Consider the following 21,218-nt stretch of genomic DNA (forward strand, 5'->3'; position numbering starts at 1 on the left):
GTGCCGGACGGGTGCCGGTGAGGGGCGACTGGGGACGCGATGAGCGAGACCGCCGTGGTGACGACCGATGAACTCGACAAGTACCGGCGCGAGCTGACCGGTTACTGCTACCGGATGCTCGGTTCCTCCTTCGAGGCCGAGGACGCGGTGCAGGACACGATGGTGCGGGCCTGGAAGGCGATGGACTCCTTCGAGGGCCGCTCCAGCCTGCGGTCCTGGCTGTACCGGATCGCGACCAACGTCTGCCTCGACGCGCTCAGCGCGGGCAACAGGCGGGCCCGGCCGATGGACCTCTCCGGGCCGACGCCGGTCGCGCAGGCGCAGCTCGTCAAGCAGCCGGAGATCACCTGGCTGGAGCCGATCCCGGACGGGCGCGTGATGCCGACCGCCGGCGACCCGGCGGAGACCGCGCTCAGCCGCGAGACCGTGCGGCTCGCCTTCGTCGCCGCGCTCCAGCACCTGGCGCCCAAGCAGCGGGCCGTGCTGATCCTGCGCGAGGTCCTCGCGTGGAAGGCCGCCGAGGTCGCCGAGCTGCTCGACACCTCCGTCGCCTCGGTGAACAGCGCGCTCCAGCGGGCCCGGGCGACCATCGCCGAGCAGGCCCCCGCCGAGTCCGACGCGGCGAACCCGCTCGACGAGGAGCAGCAGGCGCTCCTGGAGCGGTACGTGGCGGCCTTCGAGGGCTACGACATGAAGGCCCTGACCGCGCTCCTCCACGAGGACGCGACCATGACCATGCCGCCGTTCGACCTGTGGCTGCGCGGGCACGACGACATCGTCGGCTGGATGCTGGGCGTCGGCGACGTGTGCCGCGGCTCGAAGCTCGTCCCGACGGTCGCCAACGGCTCGCCGGCCTTCGCGCACTACCACCCGGACCCGGAGGGCGGTTACAGCCCGTGGGCCCTGATCGTCCTGGAGCTGCGGGACGGCAAGGTGGCCGGGATGGACTTCTTCCTGGACACCCCGCGCTGGTTCCCGCTCTTCGACCTGCCGGAGCGGCTGGAGGCCTAGCTCAGAGCAGCTCGTCGAGGCCGGTGAGGCGGAGCAGGGCCGTGAGGTCGGGTCCTGCTCCGTGGAAGGTCAGCCGGTGGCCGTGGCGGCGGGCGGTGAGCGCGAGCCGGGCCAGGGCGTCGACGGCCGCGAGGCCGTGCGCCTCGGCGTCGACCAGGCACCGCACCTCCCCGGGCGGGGCGGCGGCCAGGTCGGCGCAGAGCCGGGCGACCTCCTCGCGGGTCGGTCCGGCGGGGAGGCTCATGACGAGGGGCTGACTGGTGTCCACGCCATGGTGACCGCCGGGACGGGCGGAACTCATCGCGCTAGGCTCGCGATCATGACTTCTCACCCCGTCGAACTGGTGATCTTCGACTGCGACGGCGTTCTGGTGGACAGCGAGCGGCTCTACTGCCGGGTGGACCGGGAGGTCTTCGCGGAGCTGGGCGCCGAGTTCACCGAGGCGGAGATGGTGGAGCACTTCGTGGGCTCCTCGAAGGACATGCTCACCGCGATCGTGGAGGAGCGCAGGGGCCGCCCCCTGGAACCCGGCTGGGACGCGCCGTTCGAGCAGCGGTACGAGGACGTGCTGGACGCGGAGCTGACGGCGGTCGAGGGCGTCACCGGCGTGCTGGACGCGCTGTCCGTCCCGTACTGTCTCGCCTCCAACGGCAGCCACGCCTCCATCCGCAAGAACCTGGGCCGGGCGGGGCTGCTGGACCGCTTCGAGGGGCGGATGTTCAGCGCCCGTGACGTCGGGCGCGGCAAACCGGCCCCGGACCTCTTCCTGCACGCCGCCGCCGCGATGGGCGTCCCGCCGGAGCGCTGCGCGGTGGTCGAGGACAGCCGCTACGGCGTCCGGGCGGCCCGCGCGGCCGGCATGCGCGCCTTCGGCTACACCGGCGGGCTGACCCTGCCGTCCCACCTCGAAGGCCCGGGCACGGTGCTCTTCGACGACATGCGTCTGCTGGCCGGCCTGCTGGCCGGCTGAGCCCGGAGACGCGGAAGGGCCCGGCGCGGGTGCGCCGGGCCCTTCCGCGAGCGGTCCACGATCAGGCGATGCGGTCCAGGACGATCGGGGCCGGCGTGAAGTCGGTGCCCGCCGGGGCGATGTCCCAGGCGCCCTCCAGGGAGCCGAGGGCGTAGTCGAACTTCTCCGGGGTGTCCGTGTGGAGGGTCAGCAGGGGCTGGCCCGCGGTGACCGTGTCGCCGGGCTTGGCGTGGAGTTCGACGCCCGCGCCGGCCTGCACCGGGTCCTCCTTGCGGGCGCGGCCGGCGCCGAGGCGCCAGGCGGCGATGCCGATGTCGTACGCGTCGAGGCGGGTCAGGACGCCGGAGGACGGGGCCGTCACGACGTGCTGCTCGCGGGCGACCGGGAGGGTCGCGTCCGGGTCGCCGCCCTGGGCCGCGATCATCCGGCGCCAGACGTCCATCGCGGAACCGTCCTTGAGGGCCTTCGCCGGGTCGGCGTCCTTGATGCCGGCCGCGGCCAGCATCTCGGCGGCCAGGGCGATCGTCAGGTCGACGACGTCCTGCGGGCCGCCGCCGGCGAGGACCTCGACGGACTCGCGGACCTCCAGGGCGTTGCCTGCGGTGAGGCCGAGCGGGGTCGACATGTCGGTGAGGAGCGCGACCGTCTTCACGCCGCTGTCGGTGCCGAGCGCGACCATGGTGGAGGCCAGCTCGCGGGCGTCCTCGATGGTCTTCATGAAGGCGCCGGTGCCGACCTTGACGTCGAGGACGAGGGAGCCGGTGCCCTCGGCGATCTTCTTCGACATGATGGAGCTGGCGATGAGCGGGATCGCCTCGACGGTGCCGGTGACGTCGCGGAGCGCGTACAGCTTCTTGTCCGCGGGGGCCAGGCCGTCGCCGGCCGCGCAGATGACCGCGCCGGTGGTGTCGAGGACGTGCAGCATCTCCTCGTTGGAGAGCAGGGCGCGCCAGCCGGGGATGGACTCCAGCTTGTCGAGGGTGCCGCCGGTGTGGCCGAGGCCGCGGCCGGAGAGCTGCGGGACGGCCGCGCCGCAGGCGGCGACGAGCGGGGCGAGCGGCAGCGTGATCTTGTCGCCGACGCCGCCGGTGGAGTGCTTGTCGGCGGTCGGGCGGGAGAGCGCGTCGAAGTTCATGCGCTCGCCGGAGGCGATCATCGCCGCCGTCCAGCGGGCGATCTCGTCGCGGTTCATGCCGTTGAGCAGGATCGCCATGGCCAGGGCCGACATCTGCTCGTCCGCGACCGTGCCGCGGGTGTAGGCGTCGATGACCCAGTCGATCTGCTCCGGGCTCAGCTCGCCCTTGTCCCGCTTGGTGCGGATGACGGAGATGACGTCCATGTCGTGGTGCCTCTTTCTACGCGCATAGAGGGGGGAACGGGAGGAGCGGCCCCTCCCATGGTGCCGGAAGGGCCGCTCCGAGGTGTTACTTGGCGAGATGGTCCGGGCCGAAGGCCTGCGGCAGCATCTCCGCCAGGGTCAGGAACCCGGCGGGCGTCTCCAGGACGAGCTCGGGCCCGCCGAACTCGTACAGGAGCTGCCGGCACCGGCCGCAGGGGACCAGCGACTCGCCCCGGCCGTCCACGCACACGAAGTGGGTGAGCCGGCCGCCGCCGGTGGCCTGGAGCTGCGAGACCAGGCCGCACTCGGCGCAGAGGCCGAGCCCGAAGGAGGCGTTCTCGACGTTGCAGCCGGAGACCGTCCGGCCGTCGTCGACCAGGGCGGCCGCGCCGACCGGGTAGCCGGAGTACGGGGCGTAGGCACGGCCCATCGCGGCCCGGGCCTCCTCCCGCAGGGCCTCCCAGTCGGGCTCGGCGGCGGGCGTCGTCACTTGCCCTGGCCCTTCCGGTAGGGCAGGCCGTCCGCCTTCGGCATCCTCAGCCGCTGCGCGGACAGGGCCAGCACGAGCAGGGTGGTGATGTACGGGGCGGCGTCGACGAACTGGCTCGGGACCTGGTCGGTGAGCGCGTACCAGAGGAAGAAGCCGACCGCGAAGACGGCGGCGATCACGGCGGGCACGTACTTCTTCTTGTACAGCTGCCAGGCGGCGGCGAGCACCAGCAGGATCGCGACGAGCAGCAGCAGCGCGTGGACGTTCTCGGCGCCGCCGCGGATCTTCAGGCTGTCGGTGAAGCCGAAGAGGCCGGCGCCCATCGCCATGCCGCCGGGCATCCAGTTGCCGAAGATCATCGCGGCGAGACCGATGTAGCCGCGGCCGCCGGTCTGGCCCTCCTGGTAGATGCCGGTGGAGACGATCGCGAGGAAGGCTCCGCCGAGGCCGGCGAGGGCGCCGGAGATGGTGACCGCGATGTACTTGTACTTGTAGACGTTGACGCCGAGGGACTCGGCGGCGACCGGGTTCTCGCCGCAGGAGCGCAGCCGCAGGCCGAAGGCCGTGCGCCACAGCACCCACCAGGTGGCCGGGATCAGCAGGATGGCGACGACGGTCAGCAGCGACAGGTTGGTGACCAGGCCGCCGACGATGCCGGCGAGGTCCGAGATCAGGAACCAGTGCTTCTGCTGGAGGTCGGCCAGCGCGTCCGAGAGCCCCGGGACGGTGATGTCGGTGATCGGGTCGATGCGCGGGGACTGCTTGGAGGAGCCGCCCTCGGCCTCGCCGAACGTGAAGTTCGACAGGTACTGGGTGAAGCCGACCGCGAGGATGTTGATCGCCACACCGGAGACGATGTGGTTCACGTTGAAGGTGACCGTGATGATCGCGTGCAGCAGGCCGCCGATCGCGCCGCCGAGGAGACCGACGACGACGCCCGTCCAGGGGCCCCACTGGTAGCCGGCCCAGGCACCGAACCAGGTGCCGAGGACCATCATGCCCTCGAGGCCGATGTTGACGACGCCCGCGCGCTCGGACCACAGGCCGCCGAGGCCGGCGAGGCCGATCGGGATGGCCAGCTGGAGCGCGCCGGAGACCTGGCCGACGGAGGTCAGGTCGTCGGCGCCGGAGACGACGCGGACCAGCGAGAAGAGGACGAGTCCGGCCGCGACGATCAGCAGGATCCACGGCCAGGTGAGCTTGCGGCGCCCGGTCTTCTTCGGTGCGGCGCTCGGCTTGGCGGCGGTGGCGGTGCTCATGCCGAGACCTCCTTGTCGGTCTTGAGGGCACCGCCGGCGGCGAGCTCCTCGCCGACCTTCTGCTGCTGGCGGCGGGTGCCGTAACGGCGGACGAGTTCGTAGGAGACGACCACGGCGATCACGATGATGCCCTGCATGATCTGCGTGATCTCCTTCGGGTAGCCCTCGACGTCGAGCGACGAGGACGCCTTGTCGAGGAACGCGAAGAGCAGGGCCGCGAAGAGGATGCCGACCGGGTTGTTGCGGCCGAGCAGGGCGATCGTGATGGCGGTGAAGCCGACGCCGACCGGGAAGGACAGGCTGTACGTGTGGGTGTCGCCGAGCAGCGTGGGCATGCCGGAGAGGCCCGCCAGACCGCCGGAGATGAGCATCGAGGTGAGGACCATCTTCTTGGCGTCGACGCCGCTGGCCTGGGCCGCCGACTCGCTCTCGCCGGTGGCGCGCAGGTCGAAGCCGAAGCGGGTGCGGTTGAGGACGAACCAGTAGACGACGCCGAGGGCGAGGGCGACGAAGGTGAAGCCGTAGATCTCGCCGTTGCCCTGGCCCATGTCGATGCCGGGGAACCAGCCGGACTCGGCGATCTCACCGGTGGTGAGGTCGTTGGAGCCCTCGGGCTGGACGCCGAGGTTCTTCGGCAGGATCAGCCAGGCGATCAGCGAGGTCGCGATGGCGTTGAGCATGATCGTCGAGACGACCTCGGAGACGCCCCGGGTGGTCTTCAGGATGCCGGCGATGCCGGCCCAGAAGGCGCCGGTGAGGATCGCGACGACGACGATCAGCAGGATGTGCAGCGGACCCGGCAGCTCGACCGAGGCGCCGACCACGGCCGAGACCATCGCGGCGAGGCGGTACTGGCCGTCGACGCCGATGTTGAAGAGGTTCATCCGGAAGCCGATGGCGACGGCCAGGGCTGCCAGGTAGTAGATCCCCGTCTGGTTGACGATCAGGACCTGGATGTCCGAGTAACCGGCGTTCTCGATCATCAGCTGGATCGGCTCGATCGGGTCGAGACCCGTCGCGAGCAGCACCAGCATGGTGAGCACGAACGAGGTGACGAGCGCCAGCACCGGGCCCGCGGCCCCGATGATCAGCTTGTCCTTGTCGATCTTCATCATCGGGCGTCACCGTCTTCGGACTGCTCGGACTGCTCGGGCCGCTCGTCGCCGCCTTCGAGGCGGCCGGTGGCCGCTCCGGTCATGGCGGAGCCCAGCTGCTCGGGCGTGATGGTGGCGGGGTCCGCGTCCGCGACGAGCTTGCCGCGGTACATGACCCGGAGGGTGTCGGAGAGGCCGATCAGCTCGTCGAGGTCGGCCGAGATCAGGAGCACCGCCAGGCCCTCGCGGCGGGCGTCGCGGATCGCGTCCCAGATCTGCGCCTGCGCGCCGACGTCCACGCCGCGGGTGGGGTGGGCGGCGATCAGGAACTTGGGGTCGTGGCTCATCTCGCGGCCGACGATCAGCTTCTGCTGGTTGCCGCCGGAGAGGGAGGCCGCGGTCACGTCGATGCCCGGGGTGCGGACGTCGTACTCGCGGACGATCCGCTCGGTGTCCTTGCGGGCGGCCTTCGGGTCGAGGATGCCGCGCTTGGAGTTGGGGGCCTCGGTGACGTGGCCGAGGATGCGGTTCTCCCAGAGGGGGGCTTCCAGGAGCAGGCCGTGGCGGTGGCGGTCCTCGGGGATGTAGCCGATGCCGCCTTCGCGGCGCTTGCGCACCGACACCTTGGAGATGTCCGTGCCGTCGAGCGTGATCACGCCCGCGTCGGGGGTGGCCATGCCCATCAGGGCCTCGATGAGCTCGGTCTGGCCGTTGCCCTCGACGCCCGCGATGCCGAGGATCTCGCCCTTGTGGATGGTGAGCGAGATGTCGTCGAGCAGCTTGCGGCCGGCCGCGACCTCCTCGTGGACCGTGACGGCGGCGGCCGGGTCGGCCGGGGCGGCGGTGGTCAGCGGGGCGCCGGTGCCGCCGCCCTCGAACAGGGTGAGGTTCTTCACCTGGAGCATCGCGACGTCCGTGACGGTCGACTCGCGGGTCTCCGGGGAGGGCAGCTCGCTGCCGACCATCAGCTCGGCGAGCTGCTTGGTGGTGGCGGTCTTCGGGTCGGCGGTGCCGACGGTGGTGCCGCGCCGGATGACGGTGATGTCGTCGGCGACCTTCAGGACCTCGCCCAGCTTGTGCGAGATGAAGATGACGGTGAGGCCCTCGGCCTTGAGCTCGCGGAGGTTGTCGAAGAGCGCGTCGACCTCCTGCGGGACGAGCACGGCGGTCGGCTCGTCGAGGATGAGGATCTTGGCGCCGCGGTAGAGGACCTTGAGGATCTCCACGCGCTGGCGGTCGGCGACGCCGAGGTCCTCGACGAGGGCGTCGGGGCGGACGCCGAGGCCGTACGCGTCGGAGATCTCCTTGATCTTCTTGCGGGCCTTGGCGCCGATGCCGTACAGCTTCTCGCCGCCGAGGACGACGTTCTCCAGGACGGTGAGGTTGTCGGCGAGCATGAAGTGCTGGTGCACCATGCCGATGCCGCGCGCGATGGCGTCACCGGGGCTGGAGAAGCTGACCTGCTCCCCGTCGATGGCGATGGTGCCCTCGTCCGGCTTCTGCATGCCGTAGAGGATCTTCATGAGGGTCGACTTGCCGGCACCGTTCTCACCGATGAGGGCATGCACGGTGCCCTTCCGGACGGTGATCGCGATGTCCTTGTTGGCGACGACGCCGGGGAAGCGCTTGGTGATGCCGTGGAGTTCCACGGCGGGGGGGCTGGACGCGTTGATGACGCACTCTCCTTGGCCGAAAGGAGTGGGAGGCGAGGGCAGGGCGGGGCGAAGTTATCGTGCCGGTGCGACATCTACACGCGTAGCGCTGCCGAAAAATGAAAACCTGTACGGGAATGGGCCCGGGGCCCGGTCCTGGTGGGAGTCCCACCGGGGCCGGGCCCGCGGGCAACTAGGTCGTGAGCCGCGCCTTACGGGGCGGTCTTGACCGTGATCTTGCCGTCGATGATGTCCTGCTTCGCCTTGTTGACCGCGGCGATGAGGTCCGTCATCTCCTTGTACTTCGGGTTCGAGTCGGCGAGGCCGACACCGTCGGTGGCGAGGCCGTAGCGGACCTCACCGGTCTGCGGCTTGCCGTCCTTGACCGACTTGATCAGGTTGAAGACGGAGTCGGAGACGTCCTTGGTGACCGAGGTCAGGATCGAGTCCTTGTACGCGGCGAGACCCGCCTGGTTGTACTGGTCGGAGTCGACGCCGATGGACCACTTGCCGGCCTTGGAGGCGGCCTCGATCGCACCGGAGCCGGCGAGACCGGCGGCGGCGTAGATCACGTCGGCGCCCTTGTCGAGCTGGCCCTGGGCGGCGGCCTTGCCGAGGTCGGGCTTGGCGAAGCCGTCGAAGTTCGGCGGCTGGGTCAGGTACTGGGTGAGCACCTTCGCCTTGGGGTTGGTGTCCTTGACGCCCTGGACGTAGCCGGCCTCGAACTTCTTGATCAGCGGGACCTCGACACCGCCGATGAAGCCGACCGTGCCGGACTTGGACGCCTTGGCGGCGGCGACGCCGGCCAGGTAGGAGCCCTGCTCCTCGTTGAAGACGAGGTTGGCGACGTTCTTGCCGGTCACCGAGGTGTCGTCGATGATGCCGAAGGTCGTGTCCGGGAACTGCGCGGCGACCTTCTTGATGGCCGGGGCGTAGGCGAAGCCGACGCCGATGACCGGGTTGTTGCCGGCGCGGGCCAGCGAGGTGAGGCGCTGCACCTTGTCGGCGTCGCCCTCACCGGAGGACGGCTCGGCCTCGGAGCCCTTGACGCCGAGCTCGTCCTCGGCCTTCTTCAGGCCCGCGTAGGCGGCGTCGTTGAAGGACTGGTCACCGCGGCCGCCGATGTCGTACGCGATGGCGGCCTTGGTCGCCTTCGAGTCCGAGCTGGAGCCGCCGTCGGAGGAGGACTTGCCACAGGCGGTGGCGGAGAGCGCGAGCGCCGCGGAGGCGATGCCCACGGTGGTGATCCTGGTGATCCGGCGCAAGAGGAGGGTCCCTTCAAGACTGACCGAAAGCGCCTCTTCCGGCGCTGGCTTTGCGGCGATCGTAACGCGCGTAGATGTCAGTTAAAGACCCGTTCATGAGTCGTTACCGTATCGACGCGAACCCACGGGTCAGAGTACCCGTACACGCTTCGCGATCAAGGCGCAACCCCGTGTCATCAGCCGGGACGACGGCGCCGCCCCCACGTCTGGCGGGGGCGGCGCCGGTACGGCGGGGGGTCAGCCGGCGTCGCCGCCGGCGTCGATCAGGGCGGCGGCGGTGAAGAGCTCCACGGCGGTCCGGATGGACCTCTCGTCCACGTCGAAGTCCCCCGCGTGGAGGTCGCGGACGCGCGGGTCGCCGGGGGTGCGGACGCCGAGCCGGGCCATCGCGCCGGGCACGTGCTCCAGGTACCAGGAGAAGTCCTCGCCGCCCAGGCTCTGCTCGGTGTCCTCGACCGCGTCGGCGCCGTGCCGGGCGGTCATGGCGTCCCGGAGCAGCTCCACGACCGCCGCGTCGTTGACGACCGGGGGGACGCCCCGGACGTAGTTCACGGTGGACTTGGCGCGGTGCAGCGCGGCGACCTCGTCGACGGCGGCGTGCACCAGGTCGGGCGCGTCGCGCCAGGCGGGCAGGTCGAGGCAGCGGACGGTGCCGGAGAGCTCGGCGTGCTGCGGGATGACGTTGGGCGCGTGACCGGCCTCGATCCGGCCCCAGGTGAGGGAGAGGCCGGAGCGGGCGTCGACCCGGCGGGCGAGCACGGCCGGCACGTCGGTGGCGATCCGGGCGGCGGCGGTGACCAGGTCGGTGGTGAGGTGCGGGCGGGCGGTGTGGCCGCCGGGGCCGTCGAGGGTGATCTCCAGCCGGTCGCAGGCGGAGGTGATGGGGCCGACGCGCAGCCCGATCTTCCCGGCGTCGACCTTGGGGTCGCAGTGGACGGCGATGATCCGGCCGACGCCGTCGAGGACGCCGGCCGCGACCGCGTCGGCCGCGCCGCCGGGCAGCACCTCCTCGGCGGGCTGGAAGAGCAGCCGCACCGGGCGCGGCAGCCGGCCCTCGCGCTCCAGCTCGGCGAGGACGAGCCCGGCGCCGAGGACGGTGGTGGTGTGCACGTCGTGGCCGCAGGCGTGCGCGCGGTTGGGCACGGTGGAGCGGTACGCGACGGTCTTGGCGTCCGGGATGGGCAGGGCGTCGAGGTCGGCGCGGACGGCGAGCATGGGGCGCCCGCCGTCCCAGGTGCCGATGTCACAGATGAGTCCCGTACCGCCCGGGAGTACGCGCGGCGCCAGGCCGGCCGCCTCCAGGCGGGCCTTGAGCGCGGCGGTGGTGCGGAACTCCTGGTTGCCGAGCTCGGGGTGCATGTGCAAGTCCCTGCGGAAGGCGATCAGTTCGCCGCGCAGGGAGGAGGACAGCGTTCCGGGCAGGGTGACGGAGCCGGGCTCACGGGACTTCAACTGGTTCACCCTTTGAAGCGTAGGCCCATCTGGTGATCAACTGCCCGTTGATCACCAAAAGTTCAGCCCGTTAGGGGAAAGAATCTCGGTTTGCCGTGCATGGGCCACGCTCCGTGTGGGTAAGCTCACCCGATTTCAGGCCGGGCGATCGTATACGAACCGGGGGTTCCGGCCCGCGCCGGTCAGCGGGATTCGAGCCGTCAGCCGAATTCGAGCCGGTCCGCCCCGGACGCCGTGCCGACGATGCCCGCGAGGAAGCCCTGGGCCCGCGGCGAGGCGGTGGCCTTCAGCCACTCGGGCGCGATCTCGCAGACCACGACCTTCACCCCGGTGCCCGCCAGGGCGAGCGGCAGGGTGTGCACGACGGTGGACGGGAAGCTGACGACGGTGGCGCCGACCGGTCCGCGCCGGGCGATCAGCTCCAGCGGCAGCTCGGGCCGGACCACCTGGAGGCCGGTCTCGACCGCGACCCGGTGCAGCTTCTCCGGGGTCTCGCGGCGGTGGGCGAAGTAGCGGGTGGCGCCGTGGGTGCGGGCGAGCCGGCCGACGACCCGCAGGTAGTGCTCCACGTCCACCACGCCGGTCTCGACGAGCGAGGTGCCGACCAGGTCGGCGCCGCCGGTGAGCGCGGGCGGTCCGAAGCGGGCCCGGGTCCACGCGTAGGCGTTCTCGGTGACCTCGGTGCCGGGCGGGGCCTGCACGGGCAGCGAGGTGAAGATCTCGACGGTCCGGTGGGGCCCCGGGGCGAGCCGGCGCCGCGCCAGCGAGGTGACCGGGGCGAGCAGCAGCTCGCGCGGTCCGAGGTCGCCCTTGCGGTGCCAGCGGACCAGCCGCTCCCCGCCCGCGAGCTGGGCGGCGAACTCCATGGTCGCGGTGCCGTCGTCGACGACCGTGACGTGCCGGGGCCCGAAGAGGGTGAGCAGCAGCTGGACGTAGCGGGAGAACGGGTCGCCGATGATCACGCGCTCGGCGGCGCGCAGCGGCCCGCCCAGCTCCCGCAGGGTCCGCACCAGCGCGCCCCGCCCGGCCCGCGCCTCCTGCCAGTGGACCGTGAACCCCTCGTCGCGGGCCAGCTGGGCCATCCGGCGCAGCTGGCCGCGCGACATGGGGTCGTTCGGCGAGAGGACGACGATGCCGAGGTCCTCGCCGGCCGCGGGGGCGGGGCCGGACGCCGCGGCGGGGGCCGCCGCGGCGTCCGGCCCGGGGGCGGCGGCCGGGGCGGGGCCCCGGCCGCGCGCGTGCGCCCACTCCAGGACGTTCAGGAGCTGGACGGGGCTCTCGACGAACGCCAGCCGGCCGGTCATACGGCGGCGGGCGCCTGGACCCGGCGCAGCTTCTTCATCGGGCCGAGCTCCGACTCGTACACCTTCTTCACGCCGTCGCCGAGGGCGGTCTCGATGGTGCGGATGTCGCGGACGAGGCGCTCCAGGCCCTGCGGCTCGACGGAGGCGGCCTGGTCCGAGCCCCACATGGCGCGGTCGAGGGTGATGTGGCGCTCGACGAAGGTGGCGCCGAGGGCGACCGCCGCGAGGGTGGTCTGGAGGCCGGTCTCGTGGCCGGAGTAGCCGATCGGGACGTTCGGGTACTCCTCCTGGAGCGTCTGGATGACGCGCAGGTTCAGCTCCTCGGCCTTGGCCGGGTAGGTGGAGGTGGCGTGGCAGAGCAGGATGTTGGAGCTGCCCAGGACCTCGACCGCGTGGCGGATCTGCTGCGGCGTCGACATGCCGGTGGAGAGGATGACGGTGCGGCCGGTGGCGCGCAGCTCGCGCAGCAGCTCGTCGTCGGTGAGGGAGGCGGAGGCGACCTTGTGGGCGGGGACGTCGAACTTCTCCAGGAAGGCGACGGCCTCGGTGTCCCACGGGGAGGCGAACCAGTCGATGCCGCGCTTCTTGCAGTGCTCGTCGATCTGGCGGTACTCGTCCTCGCCGAACTCCACGCGGTGGCGGTAGTCGATGTAGGTCATCCGGCCCCAGGGGGTGTCGCGCTCGATGTCCCACTGGTCGCGCGGGGTGCAGATCTCCGGGGTGCGCTTCTGGAACTTGACGGCGTCGCAGCCGGCCTCGGCGGCCACGTCGATCAGCTTGAAGGCGTTCTCGAGGTCGCCGTTGTGGTTGATGCCGATCTCGCCGCAGATGTAGACGGGCTGACCCGGACCGGCGGTCTTCGGGCCGAGGGTGCGCAGACGGGTGCTCATGGTGGTGCTTCCTTCGGTTCAGTTCGGGAGAGGGGCGGGGGTGTTCAGCTCGGGTCCGAGGAGCCAGGCGGCGATCTCGCGGATCGCTCCGAAGCCGCCCGGGGTGACGGTGACCGCGCGGGCGGCGGCCCGGACGGAGTCGTGGGCGCTGCTCACCGCGACGGGCCAGCCGACGAGGTGGAAGCAGGGCAGGTCGTTGACGTCGTTGCCGGCGTAGAGGACGCGCGCGGGGTCGATGCCCTCGGCCTCGCACCACTCCTTGAGCGCGAGGTCCTTGCGGTCGATGCCGTGCAGGACGGGGATCTTCAGCTTCCGGGCGCGGGCGGCGACGACGGCGTTCTGCTCGGTGGAGAGGATGAGGACGGGCAGTCCGGCGCGGCGCAGGGCCGCGATGCCGAGGCCGTCGCCGCGGTGGGCGGAGACGAACTCCCGGCCCTCCGCGTCGAGGTGGACCCGGTCGTCGGTCTGGGTGCCGTCGAAGTCGAGGACGACCGCGTCGACGTCGGCGAAGGACGGGGTGACGGGCTCGTCGAGGAGCGGCGCGAGGGCCTTGGCGCGGGCCAGGTCGTGCGGGTCGTCGATCTCCAGGACGCGGGCCGGGTCGGTGACGACGAGGGCGGTGCGGCCGAAGAAGCGGTGGCCGTGGGTGCGGAACCCGGCCGCGTCCATCGCGTAGACGGCGCCGGTCTCCAGGTACTCGGGCTCGCGGTCCTGGCGGCGCGGGCGGTGCGCCTTGTCGTGGTTGACGCCGGTGGCGCCCGTCGGGCCGTCCTGGGGATCGCGCCAGAGGAAGCCGTGCGAGGGGGCCGCGGTGAAGGCGGTGTCGGCGGCGCCGGAGGTGATCCGGGCGACGGCCTCGGCGACCTCGGCGGAGGTGAGGAAGGGGCTGGTGCACTGGACGAGGAGGACCACGTCGGCGGTGCGGCCGCGGGTGGCCTCGAAGGCGTCGAGGGCGTGCAGGACGGCGGACTCGCTGGTGGCGGTGTCGCCGGCGATCGCCGCGGGGCGCTGGACCGCCTCGGCGCCGAAGGAGCGGGCGGCGGCGGCGATGGCGCGGTCGTCGGTGGAGACGACGACGTCGGTGACGCCGGCCGCGCCGAGGCAGGCCCGGACGGCCCGGCCGACCAGCGGGACCCCGGCGACCGGGGCGAGGTTCTTGGCGGGGACGCCCTTGGAGCCGCCCCGCGCGGGGATGACGGCGAGCACGGTGGGGCTCGGCTTCGAGGTGGGCATCACAGTTCTCCCAGGCGTCGTACGACGGGGGCCACGCGCTGGACGCCGTGGCGGTAGGCGCCGCGCGCCGCCTCGCGGACGATCCGGCGCAGCCCGCTGTCGCGGACCGGGGGCGCGGTGACGTCCAGGCGGTGGCGGGCGAGGATCCCGGGCAGGTAGCCGGGGGCCGTCTCCGCGGTGTAGTAGGGGCTGATCGGGGGGAGTTCGGGCAGCGCGAGGAGCCGCGCCACCCGCTCGCGGGCGGCGTCGAAGGCGGAGTCGTAGCCGCCGTCGGCTCCGACGCCCTGCCGGGCCAGCCACTCCTCGTCGGGCCCGGGCGTCTCGCCGCGGTCGAGCCGGTCGAAGGAGGTGAGCAGCCCGGAGCCGATGAAGTGGTGGTTGCCGTTCACCTCGCGGACCCCGCAATCGGTGAGGACCGCGGTGGGGATCCGGCGGTGCAGGGCCTCCAGGGCGGCCGTGGAGGAGACGGTGACCAGCAGGTCGGTGCGGTCCAGGACCTCGCCCATGTGTCCGTACACGAGCCGGAAGTTGGCGGGCGGGTCCAGCTCGCGCACCAGCTTCTGGTACGGGTGCTCCTCCAGGTGCGTGGTGTGCTCGCCCGGCTTGGAGCGGAGCTTGAGGAGGACCTCGCGCCCGGGGTGCAGCCGGGCGTGCCGGACGAGCCGCTCCAGGACGTACGCCCGCTCGGTCCGGGTGACCGGGACGGACGGCTGGGCGGCGAACACCAGGGTGTCGCGGCCCTCCTCGGGGCGGTACGGGGCGCCGCCGAGGAACGGCAGGGCGGCCTCGACGACCGACCCGGCGCCCGCGCCGACCCCTTCGTACACGGCGCGGAAGCGGTCCGCGTCGTGACGGGAGTTGGCGAGGACGACGTCGGCGCCGTGGCGCAGCAGCAGTCCGTCGGCCAGCTTCTCGTAGACCACCCCGACGTAGCCGGTGACGACCACCGGCCGGCGGTCGAGACCGAGGTCGGCGAGGCCCTGGAGGACGGCCCGGACGGTGCCGCCGACCAGCGCGAGGACCACGACGTCGTACCGCTCGCCGCGCGCCTCGGCGTCCCGCACCTCGCGCAGGAACTCCGCGCCGGTCACCTCGCGCGGGGCGGCCGTGGAGGCCCCCGTCTCGGCGAGCTGGCGGGCGGTGGGCGTGGCCCGGCCGCGCAGGACGAAACCGGCGGGCTCGGCGTCTGCCGCGGTGATGCGGCGCGCGGTGAGCGCACCCCATTTCCACCGGGTGTCGGAATCCGCGAGTACGGCGACCCGTACCGCTTCACTGGAACTTGCTGGCACGTCGAGGACGCTAGAAGGGCATTCCGGTCTACGGCCCAACTGAGCGGCAACAAACGGTGAACAGCATCTCTCCGCGATCTGAAGCGGCCCGGGATTCAGCCGTTGGACCGCCCGAAATCCCCTTGGGTAAAGGCGGTTAAGAATCCCGCCGCTTCGTGTTCACCGAAAGTCCCCCGGACGGTCGGCGAAGCGGCCGGGGCGGCGCCTAGCGTCGGCCGCGTGGTCAAGCTCTCCGTCGTCGTGCCGTTCTTCAACGTGCAGACATACGCCCCCGACACGCTCGCCAGTCTGCGCGCCAACGCCCGCGACGACGTCGAGTTCCTCCTCGTCGACGACTGCTCGTCCGACGACACCCCGGACATCCTGGAACGGGCCGCGCGCGAACTGCCCGGCGCCGTCCTGATCCGGCACGAGCGGAACGAGGGCCTGGCGACCGCCCGCAACACCGGCCTCGACGCGGCCCGCGGCGAGTGGATCACCTTCCTCGACGGGGACGACTGGCTCTCCCCCGGCTATTACGGGCGCCTGGTCGCCGCCGCCGAAGGGCTCGGCTGCGACTTCCTGCGCACCGACCACACCTCGGTCACCGGCCGGGCCCGCTCGGTCCGCCGGGTGCCCGTGCCGCGCCGCTCCGAGGTCCTCGACCCGCGCGGGGCGATCCTCCCCGCCCACCGCACCACCTCCGTCGACTACCCCTTCGCGTGGGCCGGGATCTACCACCGCCGGCTCCTCGACCGGGGTCTGCTGCACTTCCCGCACGGGCTGCGCACCGCCGAGGACCGGCCGTGGATCTGGCGGCTGCACCGCGAGGCGGAATCCTTCGCCGCCATCGGCGAACTCGGCGTCTTCTACCGGCGCGGAGTGGCGACCTCGCTCACCCAGATCGGCGACGTCCGGCAATTGGATTTCATCCGCGCTTTCGACCAGGTGGTCGAGGAGACCGCGAAGGACAAGGACGCGGCCCTTTTCCTCCCGAAGGCCGTCCGCACCTATTGCGCGGTGATCGCCCATCACGTCGGCTCCATCGAGAAGTTCGAGCCCGAAGTGGCCCGGCAGCTGAAGGCGATGAGCGCGGGCGCGCTGCGCCGCATGCCGCAGGACGTCCTCGACGAGGCGCTGACCGCGATGGGCGGCGAGCGCGCCGCGGTCCTGCGCAAGCTGCGCCGCCGGCGCCCCGCACCGCCGCCGCCGGCCCCGCCGGGCGGCCGCGGCCCGGTCGGCACGACCCCCTCGGAGGTGGCCGCGTGAGCACGGCCCGTACGACCCAGATCTTCGCCGCGTCCACCCTGTACGGGGCGGTCACCCTGGCCGCCGCCATAGACAGCGGCTGCTTCGACGGCGCCGCCCGCCGGATCCTCCTCGTCACGAACAACGCGCCCGTCCCGGAGACCACCCCGGCCTTCGACGCGTCCGAGGGCTTCGGCCGGATCCGCGACCGCTTCGACGAGGTGGTGTCCTGGAACGAGACCGTCTCCCCGCTCCACCCCGGCGGCTGGACCCCGCGCGGCCAGGACGTGCCGATGCTCCAGCGCCACCTCCACAAGCTGTGGGGGCTCGGCGACGACCGGGTCGAGCTCGTCCTGGAGTCCATCCAGGTCACCCCGGCCCTCGCCATCGCCACCCTGCTCCCGGAGGCGGCGATCACCGTCTACGCGGACGGCCTGATGAGCTACGGCCCGACCCGCAACAAGATCGACCCGCTGATCGGCGGCCGGGCCGCCCGCCTCCTCCACCTCGACCTGGTGCCGGGCCTGCGGCCGCTGCTGCTCGGCGAGTTCGGCGCGGTGCCGGAGACCGTCCCGGTGGAGGCCTTCACCAAGGCCGTCGAGGAGCTGGCGGGCACCGACGCGCAGGCCGGCGGCGAGGGCCCCGCGCTGCTCCTCGGCCAGTACCTGGCCGCGCTGAACCTGATGACGGCCGCCGAGGAGGAGGAGCTGCACCTGAGCATGGTGCGCGGCGCGGTCGCCCGCGGCCACCGGCGGCTGGTCTTCAAACCGCACCCCACCGCCCCCGACTCCTGGACGCGCTCGCTCGGCGAGGAGGCGGCCCGGCTGGGCGCCGAACTGTCCGTGGAGACCCGCCCGGTGCTCGCCGAGGTGCTCTACCGCGAGCTGCGGCCCGCGCTGGTCGTCGGCTGCTTCTCGACGGCGCTGATGACCGCCCGCACCTTCTACGGCCTGCCGGTCGCCCGGGTCGGCACCCGGCAGCTGCTCCAGCGGCTCACCCCGTTCCAGAACAGCAACCGGATCCCGCTGACGGTCGTCGACGCGGTCGTCCCGCCGCTGGTGCCGGGCCCGGAGGACGAGGAGCCGGTGACGGACGCCGCCCGCCTCGACGACCTGGTCGCCGCCGTCGGCTTCGCGATGCAGCCGAACATAAGGGCCGACCTGCGGGCGGCGGCGGTGCGCCACCTGTCCGGGCCGTACGCCGAGCGCACCCGGCACCACTTCAGCCGCCGCCGGCTGACCGTCCTCGACCTGCCGGGCGGCCTGCCGGTCCCCCGGCACCCGAAGGTCCGGCGCCTGGCCCGGCGGGCCCTGCGGCTGCGCAGGGCGCTGAAGAAGTAGGGGCCGGGGCGCGGCCCGGGACCCCCGCGGGGGTCCCGGGCCGCGCCGCACGCCGCCGTCAGGAGCGGCGGATCGGCTCCTGGATCTCGGTCACCCAGCCGGCCGGGTCCTCGGGGCACTCCAGGTACAGCTCGCGGGCGTAGCCGGCGGAGGCGTAGCCGTTGGTGTCGATCCAGGCGGCGAGGGCCTGCGAGGTGGCCAGGACGTCGTCCATCGACCCCCGGTGCACGGCGGTCGCGGCCTCCTCGATGCCGGCCAGCACGTGCACCCGCACGCCCTCGGCCGCGGTGCCCTCCGGCACGGTCATGCCGGCGTGCACGACGACCGAGCCGTCGCCCTTGCCGGCGTCCTCGTAGTACGCGATCCCGGGCCCGAAGCCGGTGACCCCGGCGGCTTCGAGCCGGCCGCACAGCTCCTCGTACAGCGGACCGATGACGGGCGTGATGGCCTCGGGCTCGAAGCCGGCGGCGGACGCGCTCAGCTCCGCGATCCGCACGGCCGGGACCTTCTTGACGACGACGTCCTGCGTGGACATGCGTCCCTCGCTCTCGATGGCTCGGAGCCTCGCGCCGACCTGGGCGAGCCGGGCCCGCGCCGCCTCCAGGGCCGCTTCCAGCTCGGCCTGGCGCAGCCGCAGCATCCCGCGCAGCTCCTCCGCGCCGATCTCGTCCCCGAGGATGGCCCCCACCTGTTCCAGGGTGAAGCCGAGGTCCTTGAGCGCGATGACGCGGTTGAGCCGCGCGAGCTGGTCCGCCGAGTAGAAGCGGTAACCGCTGTGCGGGTCGACGTGGGCCGGGCGCAGCAGTCCGATGGCGTCGTAGTGGCGCAGCATCCGGACCGACACCCGCCCGTGCCGGGCGAAGTCTCCGATGGTGAACATGACGCCCCCTACGGAACGGCCTCACACGGTGTGAGGGTCAACCGGCGCGGTCCTGGTGTCAGGCGGTGCTGCTCAGGGAGAGCTTCACGGCGAAGCCGAGGAAGAGGGCGCCGGCGGCGGAGGTGGCGCCGGCGGAGAGGCGCTTGCGGCGGCGGAAGGCGGCGGAGAGGCGGGTGCCGCTGAAGATCAGGGTGGTGAGGTAGAGGAAGCTGCCGAGCTGGAGCAGGGTGCCGAGGACCAGGAAGGAGAGCGCCGGGTAGGCGTAGGAGGGGTCCACGAACTGCACGAAGAAGGAGATCAGGAAGAGGATCGCCTTCGGGTTGAAGAGGCTGATGACGAGGGCCCGGCGGTACGGGCGCTCGGTGGGACCGCTCGCGGCCGGCGCCCCGGACGCGTCCCCGGCGGGCTCGCGGCGGGAGCGCCACATGTCGAGGGCGGCGCGGAGCATGCCGTACGCCATCCAGGCCAGGTAGCCGGCGCCCGCGTACTTGACGACGGTGAAGAGCAGCGGCGTGGTCTGGAGCAGGGAGGCCGCGCCGAGGGCGGCCAGGGTCATCAGGATCGTGTCGCCGGTGAAGACGCCGGCCGCGGCCTTGTAGCCGGTCCTGGTGCCCTTGCGGGCGGCGACGGACAGCACGTAGAGCGAGTTCGGCCCCGGCAGGAGGATGATGAGGACGAGCCCGGCGAGATAGGTCGGCAGATCGGTGACACCCAGCATGGGCGGAGTGTCGCACACGAGTGCGACACTCCGCTGTGACCTGCGTCTACGGCCGCTTTCCGGGGGTCAGAAGACGTCGCTGGGGACGTAGGTGCCCCAGACCTCGCGCAGGGCGTCGCAGACCTCGCCGACGGTGGCGCGGGCCTTGAGCGCGTCCTTCATCGGGTAGAGGACGTTGTCCGTGCCCTCGGCCGCCTTCTTCAGCTCCGCCAGCGCCGCGTCGACCGCCGCCTGGTCGCGCTCGGCGCGCAGCTTCGCCAGCCGGTCGGCCTGCTGGGCCTCGATCGCCGGGTCGACGCGCAGCGGCTCGTAGGGCTCCTCGACGTCGATCGTGTACCGGTTGACGCCGACGACGACCCGCTCGCCGGAGTCCGTCTCCTGCGCGATCCGGTAGGCGGAGCGCTCGATCTCGCTCTTCTGGAAGCCGCGCTCGATGGCGTTGACCGCGCCGCCCAGCTCCTCGACCTTGGCCATCAGCTCCAGCGCGGCGGCCTCCACGTCGTCGGTCATCTTCTCGACGACGTACGACCCGGCGAAGGGGTCCACGGTGGCGGTGACGTCGGTCTCGTAGGCGAGGACCTGCTGGGTGCGCAGGGCGAGGCGGGCGGACTTGTCCGTCGGCAGGGCGATGGCCTCGTCGAAGGAGTTGGTGTGCAGCGACTGCGTGCCGCCGAGCACGGCCGCGAGGCCCTGGACGGCGACGCGGACGAGGTTGACCTCGGGCTGCTGGGCCGTCAGCTGCACGCCCGCGGTCTGGGTGTGGAAGCGGAGCATCAGCGACTTGGGGTTCTTCGCGCCGAACTCCTCCTTCATCACCCGCGCCCAGATCCGGCGGGCGGCGCGGAACTTCGCGACCTCCTCCAGGATCGTCGTGCGGGCCACGAAGAAGAAGGAGAGCCGGGGGGCGAAGTCGTCGACGTCCATGCCGGCGGCGACGGCGGTGCGGACGTACTCGATGCCGTCGGCCAGGGTGAACGCGATCTCCTGCGCGGGCGAGGCGCCGGCCTCGGCCATGTGGTAGCCGGAGATCGAGATGGTGTTCCACTTCGGGATCTCGGCCCGGCAGTACTTGAAGATGTCCGCGATCAGCCGCAGCGAGGGCTTGGGCGGGAAGATGTACGTGCCGCGGGCGATGTACTCCTTGAGCACGTCGTTCTGGATCGTGCCGGTCAGCTTGTCGGCGGGCACGCCCTGCTCCTCGCCCACCAGCTGGTACATCAGCAGGAGGAGGGAGGCGGGGGCGTTGATCGTCATCGACGTCGACACCTTGTCCAGCGGGATGCCGTCGAACAGCACCCGCATGTCGTCGACCGAGTCGATCGCCACGCCGACCTTGCCGACCTCGCCCGACGCGATCGCCGCGTCCGAGTCGTGGCCCATCTGCGTCGGCAGGTCGAAGGCCACCGACAGGCCCATCGTGCCGTTGTCGATCAGCTGCTTGTAGCGGGCGTTCGACTCCACGGCGGTGCCGAAACCGGCGTACTGCCGCATCGTCCACGGCCGTCCCGTGTACATCGAGGGGTACACACCGCGCGTGAAGGGGTAAGCGCCCGGCTCCCCCAGCTTCTCCGCCGGATCCCACCCCTCCAGAGCGTCCGCGCCGTACACCGGCTCGATGGGCAGTCCCGACTCCGACTCGCGCGCCATTGCTTGTGCCTCCCGATTGACCTGCTGCTGCCGCTCTTCGGCGGTACCGACCCTCGCGACGGACTGTAGCGGCGGGTGTGCGGCCCGGTGGAGGCCAGCACGCTGGGACCTTCCTCACAGCATGGGCGCTTCCTCGTACGGGTGCGCAACCGCAGGCG

At 72.2% G+C, this 21,218-nt stretch carries 19 protein-coding genes; 4 read left to right on the forward strand and 15 right to left on the reverse strand.

All coding sequences use genetic code 11. From position 1 onward, the window contains the following. The first annotated feature begins 39 nt into the window (after positions 1 to 39). A complete protein-coding gene (locus ACF1ED_RS06730; protein WP_391757293.1) occupies positions 40 to 1,011 on the forward strand; it encodes a sigma-70 family RNA polymerase sigma factor in 972 nt (323 codons plus the stop codon). Between the two features lies 1 nt (position 1,012). Here ACF1ED_RS06730 and ACF1ED_RS06735 read toward each other — a convergent pair whose 3' ends face one another. Next, positions 1,013 to 1,279, reverse strand: coding sequence for an STAS domain-containing protein (locus tag ACF1ED_RS06735; RefSeq protein WP_391757294.1), 267 nt, complete (start codon positions 1,277 to 1,279; stop codon positions 1,013 to 1,015). A gap of 51 nt (positions 1,280 to 1,330) precedes the next feature. On the opposite strand from ACF1ED_RS06735, the gene ACF1ED_RS06740 reads away from it, so the two are divergent. Then, positions 1,331 to 1,981, forward strand: a complete 651-nt coding sequence (locus ACF1ED_RS06740; protein WP_391757295.1) for an HAD family hydrolase — start codon at positions 1,331 to 1,333, stop codon at positions 1,979 to 1,981. A gap of 61 nt (positions 1,982 to 2,042) precedes the next feature. Here the strand turns inward: ACF1ED_RS06740 and ACF1ED_RS06745 are convergent, their stop codons facing one another. The 11 genes from ACF1ED_RS06745 to ACF1ED_RS06795 all read right to left on the reverse strand — a co-directional run bounded on the left by ACF1ED_RS06745 (position 2,043) and on the right by ACF1ED_RS06795 (position 15,248). Next, positions 2,043 to 3,320 carry a thymidine phosphorylase gene (locus ACF1ED_RS06745; protein WP_391757296.1) on the reverse strand — a complete coding sequence of 426 codons (1,278 nt, stop codon included), beginning with the start codon at positions 3,318 to 3,320 and terminating at the stop codon, positions 2,043 to 2,045. An 85-nt stretch (positions 3,321 to 3,405) separates the two neighbouring features. After that, positions 3,406 to 3,810: a cytidine deaminase gene (locus tag ACF1ED_RS06750; RefSeq protein ID WP_200427462.1), complete on the reverse strand. Its 405-nt coding sequence runs from the start codon at positions 3,808 to 3,810 to the stop codon at positions 3,406 to 3,408. After that, positions 3,807 to 5,069, reverse strand: a complete 1,263-nt coding sequence (locus tag ACF1ED_RS06755) for an ABC transporter permease (RefSeq protein WP_391757297.1) — start codon at positions 5,067 to 5,069, stop codon at positions 3,807 to 3,809. Before ACF1ED_RS06755 ends, ACF1ED_RS06750 begins: the two co-directional genes overlap by 4 nt. Then, positions 5,066 to 6,184: an ABC transporter permease gene (locus ACF1ED_RS06760; protein ID WP_391757298.1), complete on the reverse strand. Its 1,119-nt coding sequence runs from the start codon at positions 6,182 to 6,184 to the stop codon at positions 5,066 to 5,068. The genes ACF1ED_RS06755 and ACF1ED_RS06760 overlap by 4 nt, the downstream gene beginning before the upstream one ends. Further along, complete coding sequence (locus tag ACF1ED_RS06765) at positions 6,181 to 7,812, reverse strand: ABC transporter ATP-binding protein (protein ID WP_391757299.1); 1,632 nt, start codon at positions 7,810 to 7,812, stop codon at positions 6,181 to 6,183. Before ACF1ED_RS06765 ends, ACF1ED_RS06760 begins: the two co-directional genes overlap by 4 nt. A 215-nt stretch (positions 7,813 to 8,027) precedes the next feature. Then, positions 8,028 to 9,080, reverse strand: a complete 1,053-nt coding sequence (locus ACF1ED_RS06770; protein WP_391757300.1) for a BMP family protein — start codon at positions 9,078 to 9,080, stop codon at positions 8,028 to 8,030. 237 nt (positions 9,081 to 9,317) lie between these two features. Beyond that, a complete protein-coding gene (locus tag ACF1ED_RS06775; RefSeq protein WP_391757301.1) occupies positions 9,318 to 10,541 on the reverse strand; it encodes an amidohydrolase in 1,224 nt (407 codons plus the stop codon). 191 nt (positions 10,542 to 10,732) lie between these two features. Then, positions 10,733 to 11,836, reverse strand: coding sequence for a hypothetical protein (locus ACF1ED_RS06780; protein ID WP_391757302.1), 1,104 nt, complete (start codon positions 11,834 to 11,836; stop codon positions 10,733 to 10,735). Continuing rightward, complete coding sequence (locus tag ACF1ED_RS06785) at positions 11,833 to 12,726, reverse strand: N-acetylneuraminate synthase family protein (protein ID WP_391757303.1); 894 nt, start codon at positions 12,724 to 12,726, stop codon at positions 11,833 to 11,835. The genes ACF1ED_RS06780 and ACF1ED_RS06785 overlap by 4 nt, the downstream gene beginning before the upstream one ends. Before the next feature lie 18 nt (positions 12,727 to 12,744). Then, a complete protein-coding gene (locus tag ACF1ED_RS06790; RefSeq protein WP_391757304.1) occupies positions 12,745 to 13,959 on the reverse strand; it encodes a cytidylyltransferase domain-containing protein in 1,215 nt (404 codons plus the stop codon). Next, complete coding sequence (locus ACF1ED_RS06795) at positions 13,959 to 15,248, reverse strand: DUF6716 putative glycosyltransferase (RefSeq protein WP_391757305.1); 1,290 nt, start codon at positions 15,246 to 15,248, stop codon at positions 13,959 to 13,961. Before ACF1ED_RS06795 ends, ACF1ED_RS06790 begins: the two co-directional genes overlap by 1 nt. A gap of 219 nt (positions 15,249 to 15,467) precedes the next feature. Between ACF1ED_RS06795 and ACF1ED_RS06800 the strand changes: the two genes are divergently transcribed. Beyond that, complete coding sequence (locus ACF1ED_RS06800; RefSeq protein WP_391757306.1) at positions 15,468 to 16,496, forward strand: glycosyltransferase family 2 protein; 1,029 nt, start codon at positions 15,468 to 15,470, stop codon at positions 16,494 to 16,496. Next, on the forward strand, positions 16,493 to 17,815 hold the full coding sequence (locus tag ACF1ED_RS06805) for a polysialyltransferase family glycosyltransferase (RefSeq protein WP_391757307.1): 1,323 nt from the start codon (positions 16,493 to 16,495) through the stop codon (positions 17,813 to 17,815). The genes ACF1ED_RS06800 and ACF1ED_RS06805 overlap by 4 nt, the downstream gene beginning before the upstream one ends. Before the next feature lie 58 nt (positions 17,816 to 17,873). Here ACF1ED_RS06805 and ACF1ED_RS06810 read toward each other — a convergent pair whose 3' ends face one another. The 3 genes from ACF1ED_RS06810 to ACF1ED_RS06820 form a co-directional block, all read right to left on the reverse strand. After that, positions 17,874 to 18,695, reverse strand: a complete 822-nt coding sequence (locus ACF1ED_RS06810; protein WP_391757308.1) for a MerR family transcriptional regulator — start codon at positions 18,693 to 18,695, stop codon at positions 17,874 to 17,876. Positions 18,696 to 18,753: 58 nt separating this feature from the next. Next, the gene (gene leuE, locus ACF1ED_RS06815) at positions 18,754 to 19,413 is read right to left on the reverse strand and encodes a leucine efflux protein LeuE (protein WP_391757309.1); all 660 of its coding nucleotides are present in this window, start codon (positions 19,411 to 19,413) and stop codon (positions 18,754 to 18,756) included. Positions 19,414 to 19,479: 66 nt separating this feature from the next. Next, entirely contained in the window at positions 19,480 to 21,060 is a 1,581-nt protein-coding gene (locus ACF1ED_RS06820) for a methylmalonyl-CoA mutase (protein ID WP_043225889.1), read from the reverse strand. Positions 21,061 to 21,218: the final 158 nt, after the last annotated feature.

It is taken from the genome of Streptomyces sp. NPDC014656 (genome assembly GCF_043084305.1).
GTDB lineage: Bacteria > Actinomycetota > Actinomycetes > Streptomycetales > Streptomycetaceae > Streptomyces.

Excerpts from the sequence above, each read along its gene's own strand:
- ACF1ED_RS06730 (WP_391757293.1), top strand. The coding sequence starts at position 40 with ATGAGCGAGACCGCCGTGGTGACGACCGATGAACTCGACAAGTACCGG.
- ACF1ED_RS06740 (WP_391757295.1), top strand. The coding sequence starts at position 1,331 with ATGACTTCTCACCCCGTCGAACTGGTGATCTTCGACTGCGACGGCGTT.
- ACF1ED_RS06745 (WP_391757296.1), bottom strand. The coding sequence starts at position 3,320 with ATGGACGTCATCTCCGTCATCCGCACCAAGCGGGACAAGGGCGAGCTG.
- ACF1ED_RS06755 (WP_391757297.1), bottom strand. The coding sequence starts at position 5,069 with ATGAGCACCGCCACCGCCGCCAAGCCGAGCGCCGCACCGAAGAAGACC.
- ACF1ED_RS06760 (WP_391757298.1), bottom strand. The coding sequence starts at position 6,184 with ATGATGAAGATCGACAAGGACAAGCTGATCATCGGGGCCGCGGGCCCG.
- ACF1ED_RS06780 (WP_391757302.1), bottom strand. The coding sequence starts at position 11,836 with ATGACCGGCCGGCTGGCGTTCGTCGAGAGCCCCGTCCAGCTCCTGAAC.
- ACF1ED_RS06785 (WP_391757303.1), bottom strand. The coding sequence starts at position 12,726 with ATGAGCACCCGTCTGCGCACCCTCGGCCCGAAGACCGCCGGTCCGGGT.
- ACF1ED_RS06790 (WP_391757304.1), bottom strand. The coding sequence starts at position 13,959 with ATGCCCACCTCGAAGCCGAGCCCCACCGTGCTCGCCGTCATCCCCGCG.
- ACF1ED_RS06810 (WP_391757308.1), bottom strand. The coding sequence starts at position 18,695 with ATGTTCACCATCGGAGACTTCGCCCGGCACGGGCGGGTGTCGGTCCGG.
- leuE (WP_391757309.1), bottom strand. The coding sequence starts at position 19,413 with ATGCTGGGTGTCACCGATCTGCCGACCTATCTCGCCGGGCTCGTCCTC.
- ACF1ED_RS06820 (WP_043225889.1), bottom strand. The coding sequence starts at position 21,060 with ATGGCGCGCGAGTCGGAGTCGGGACTGCCCATCGAGCCGGTGTACGGC.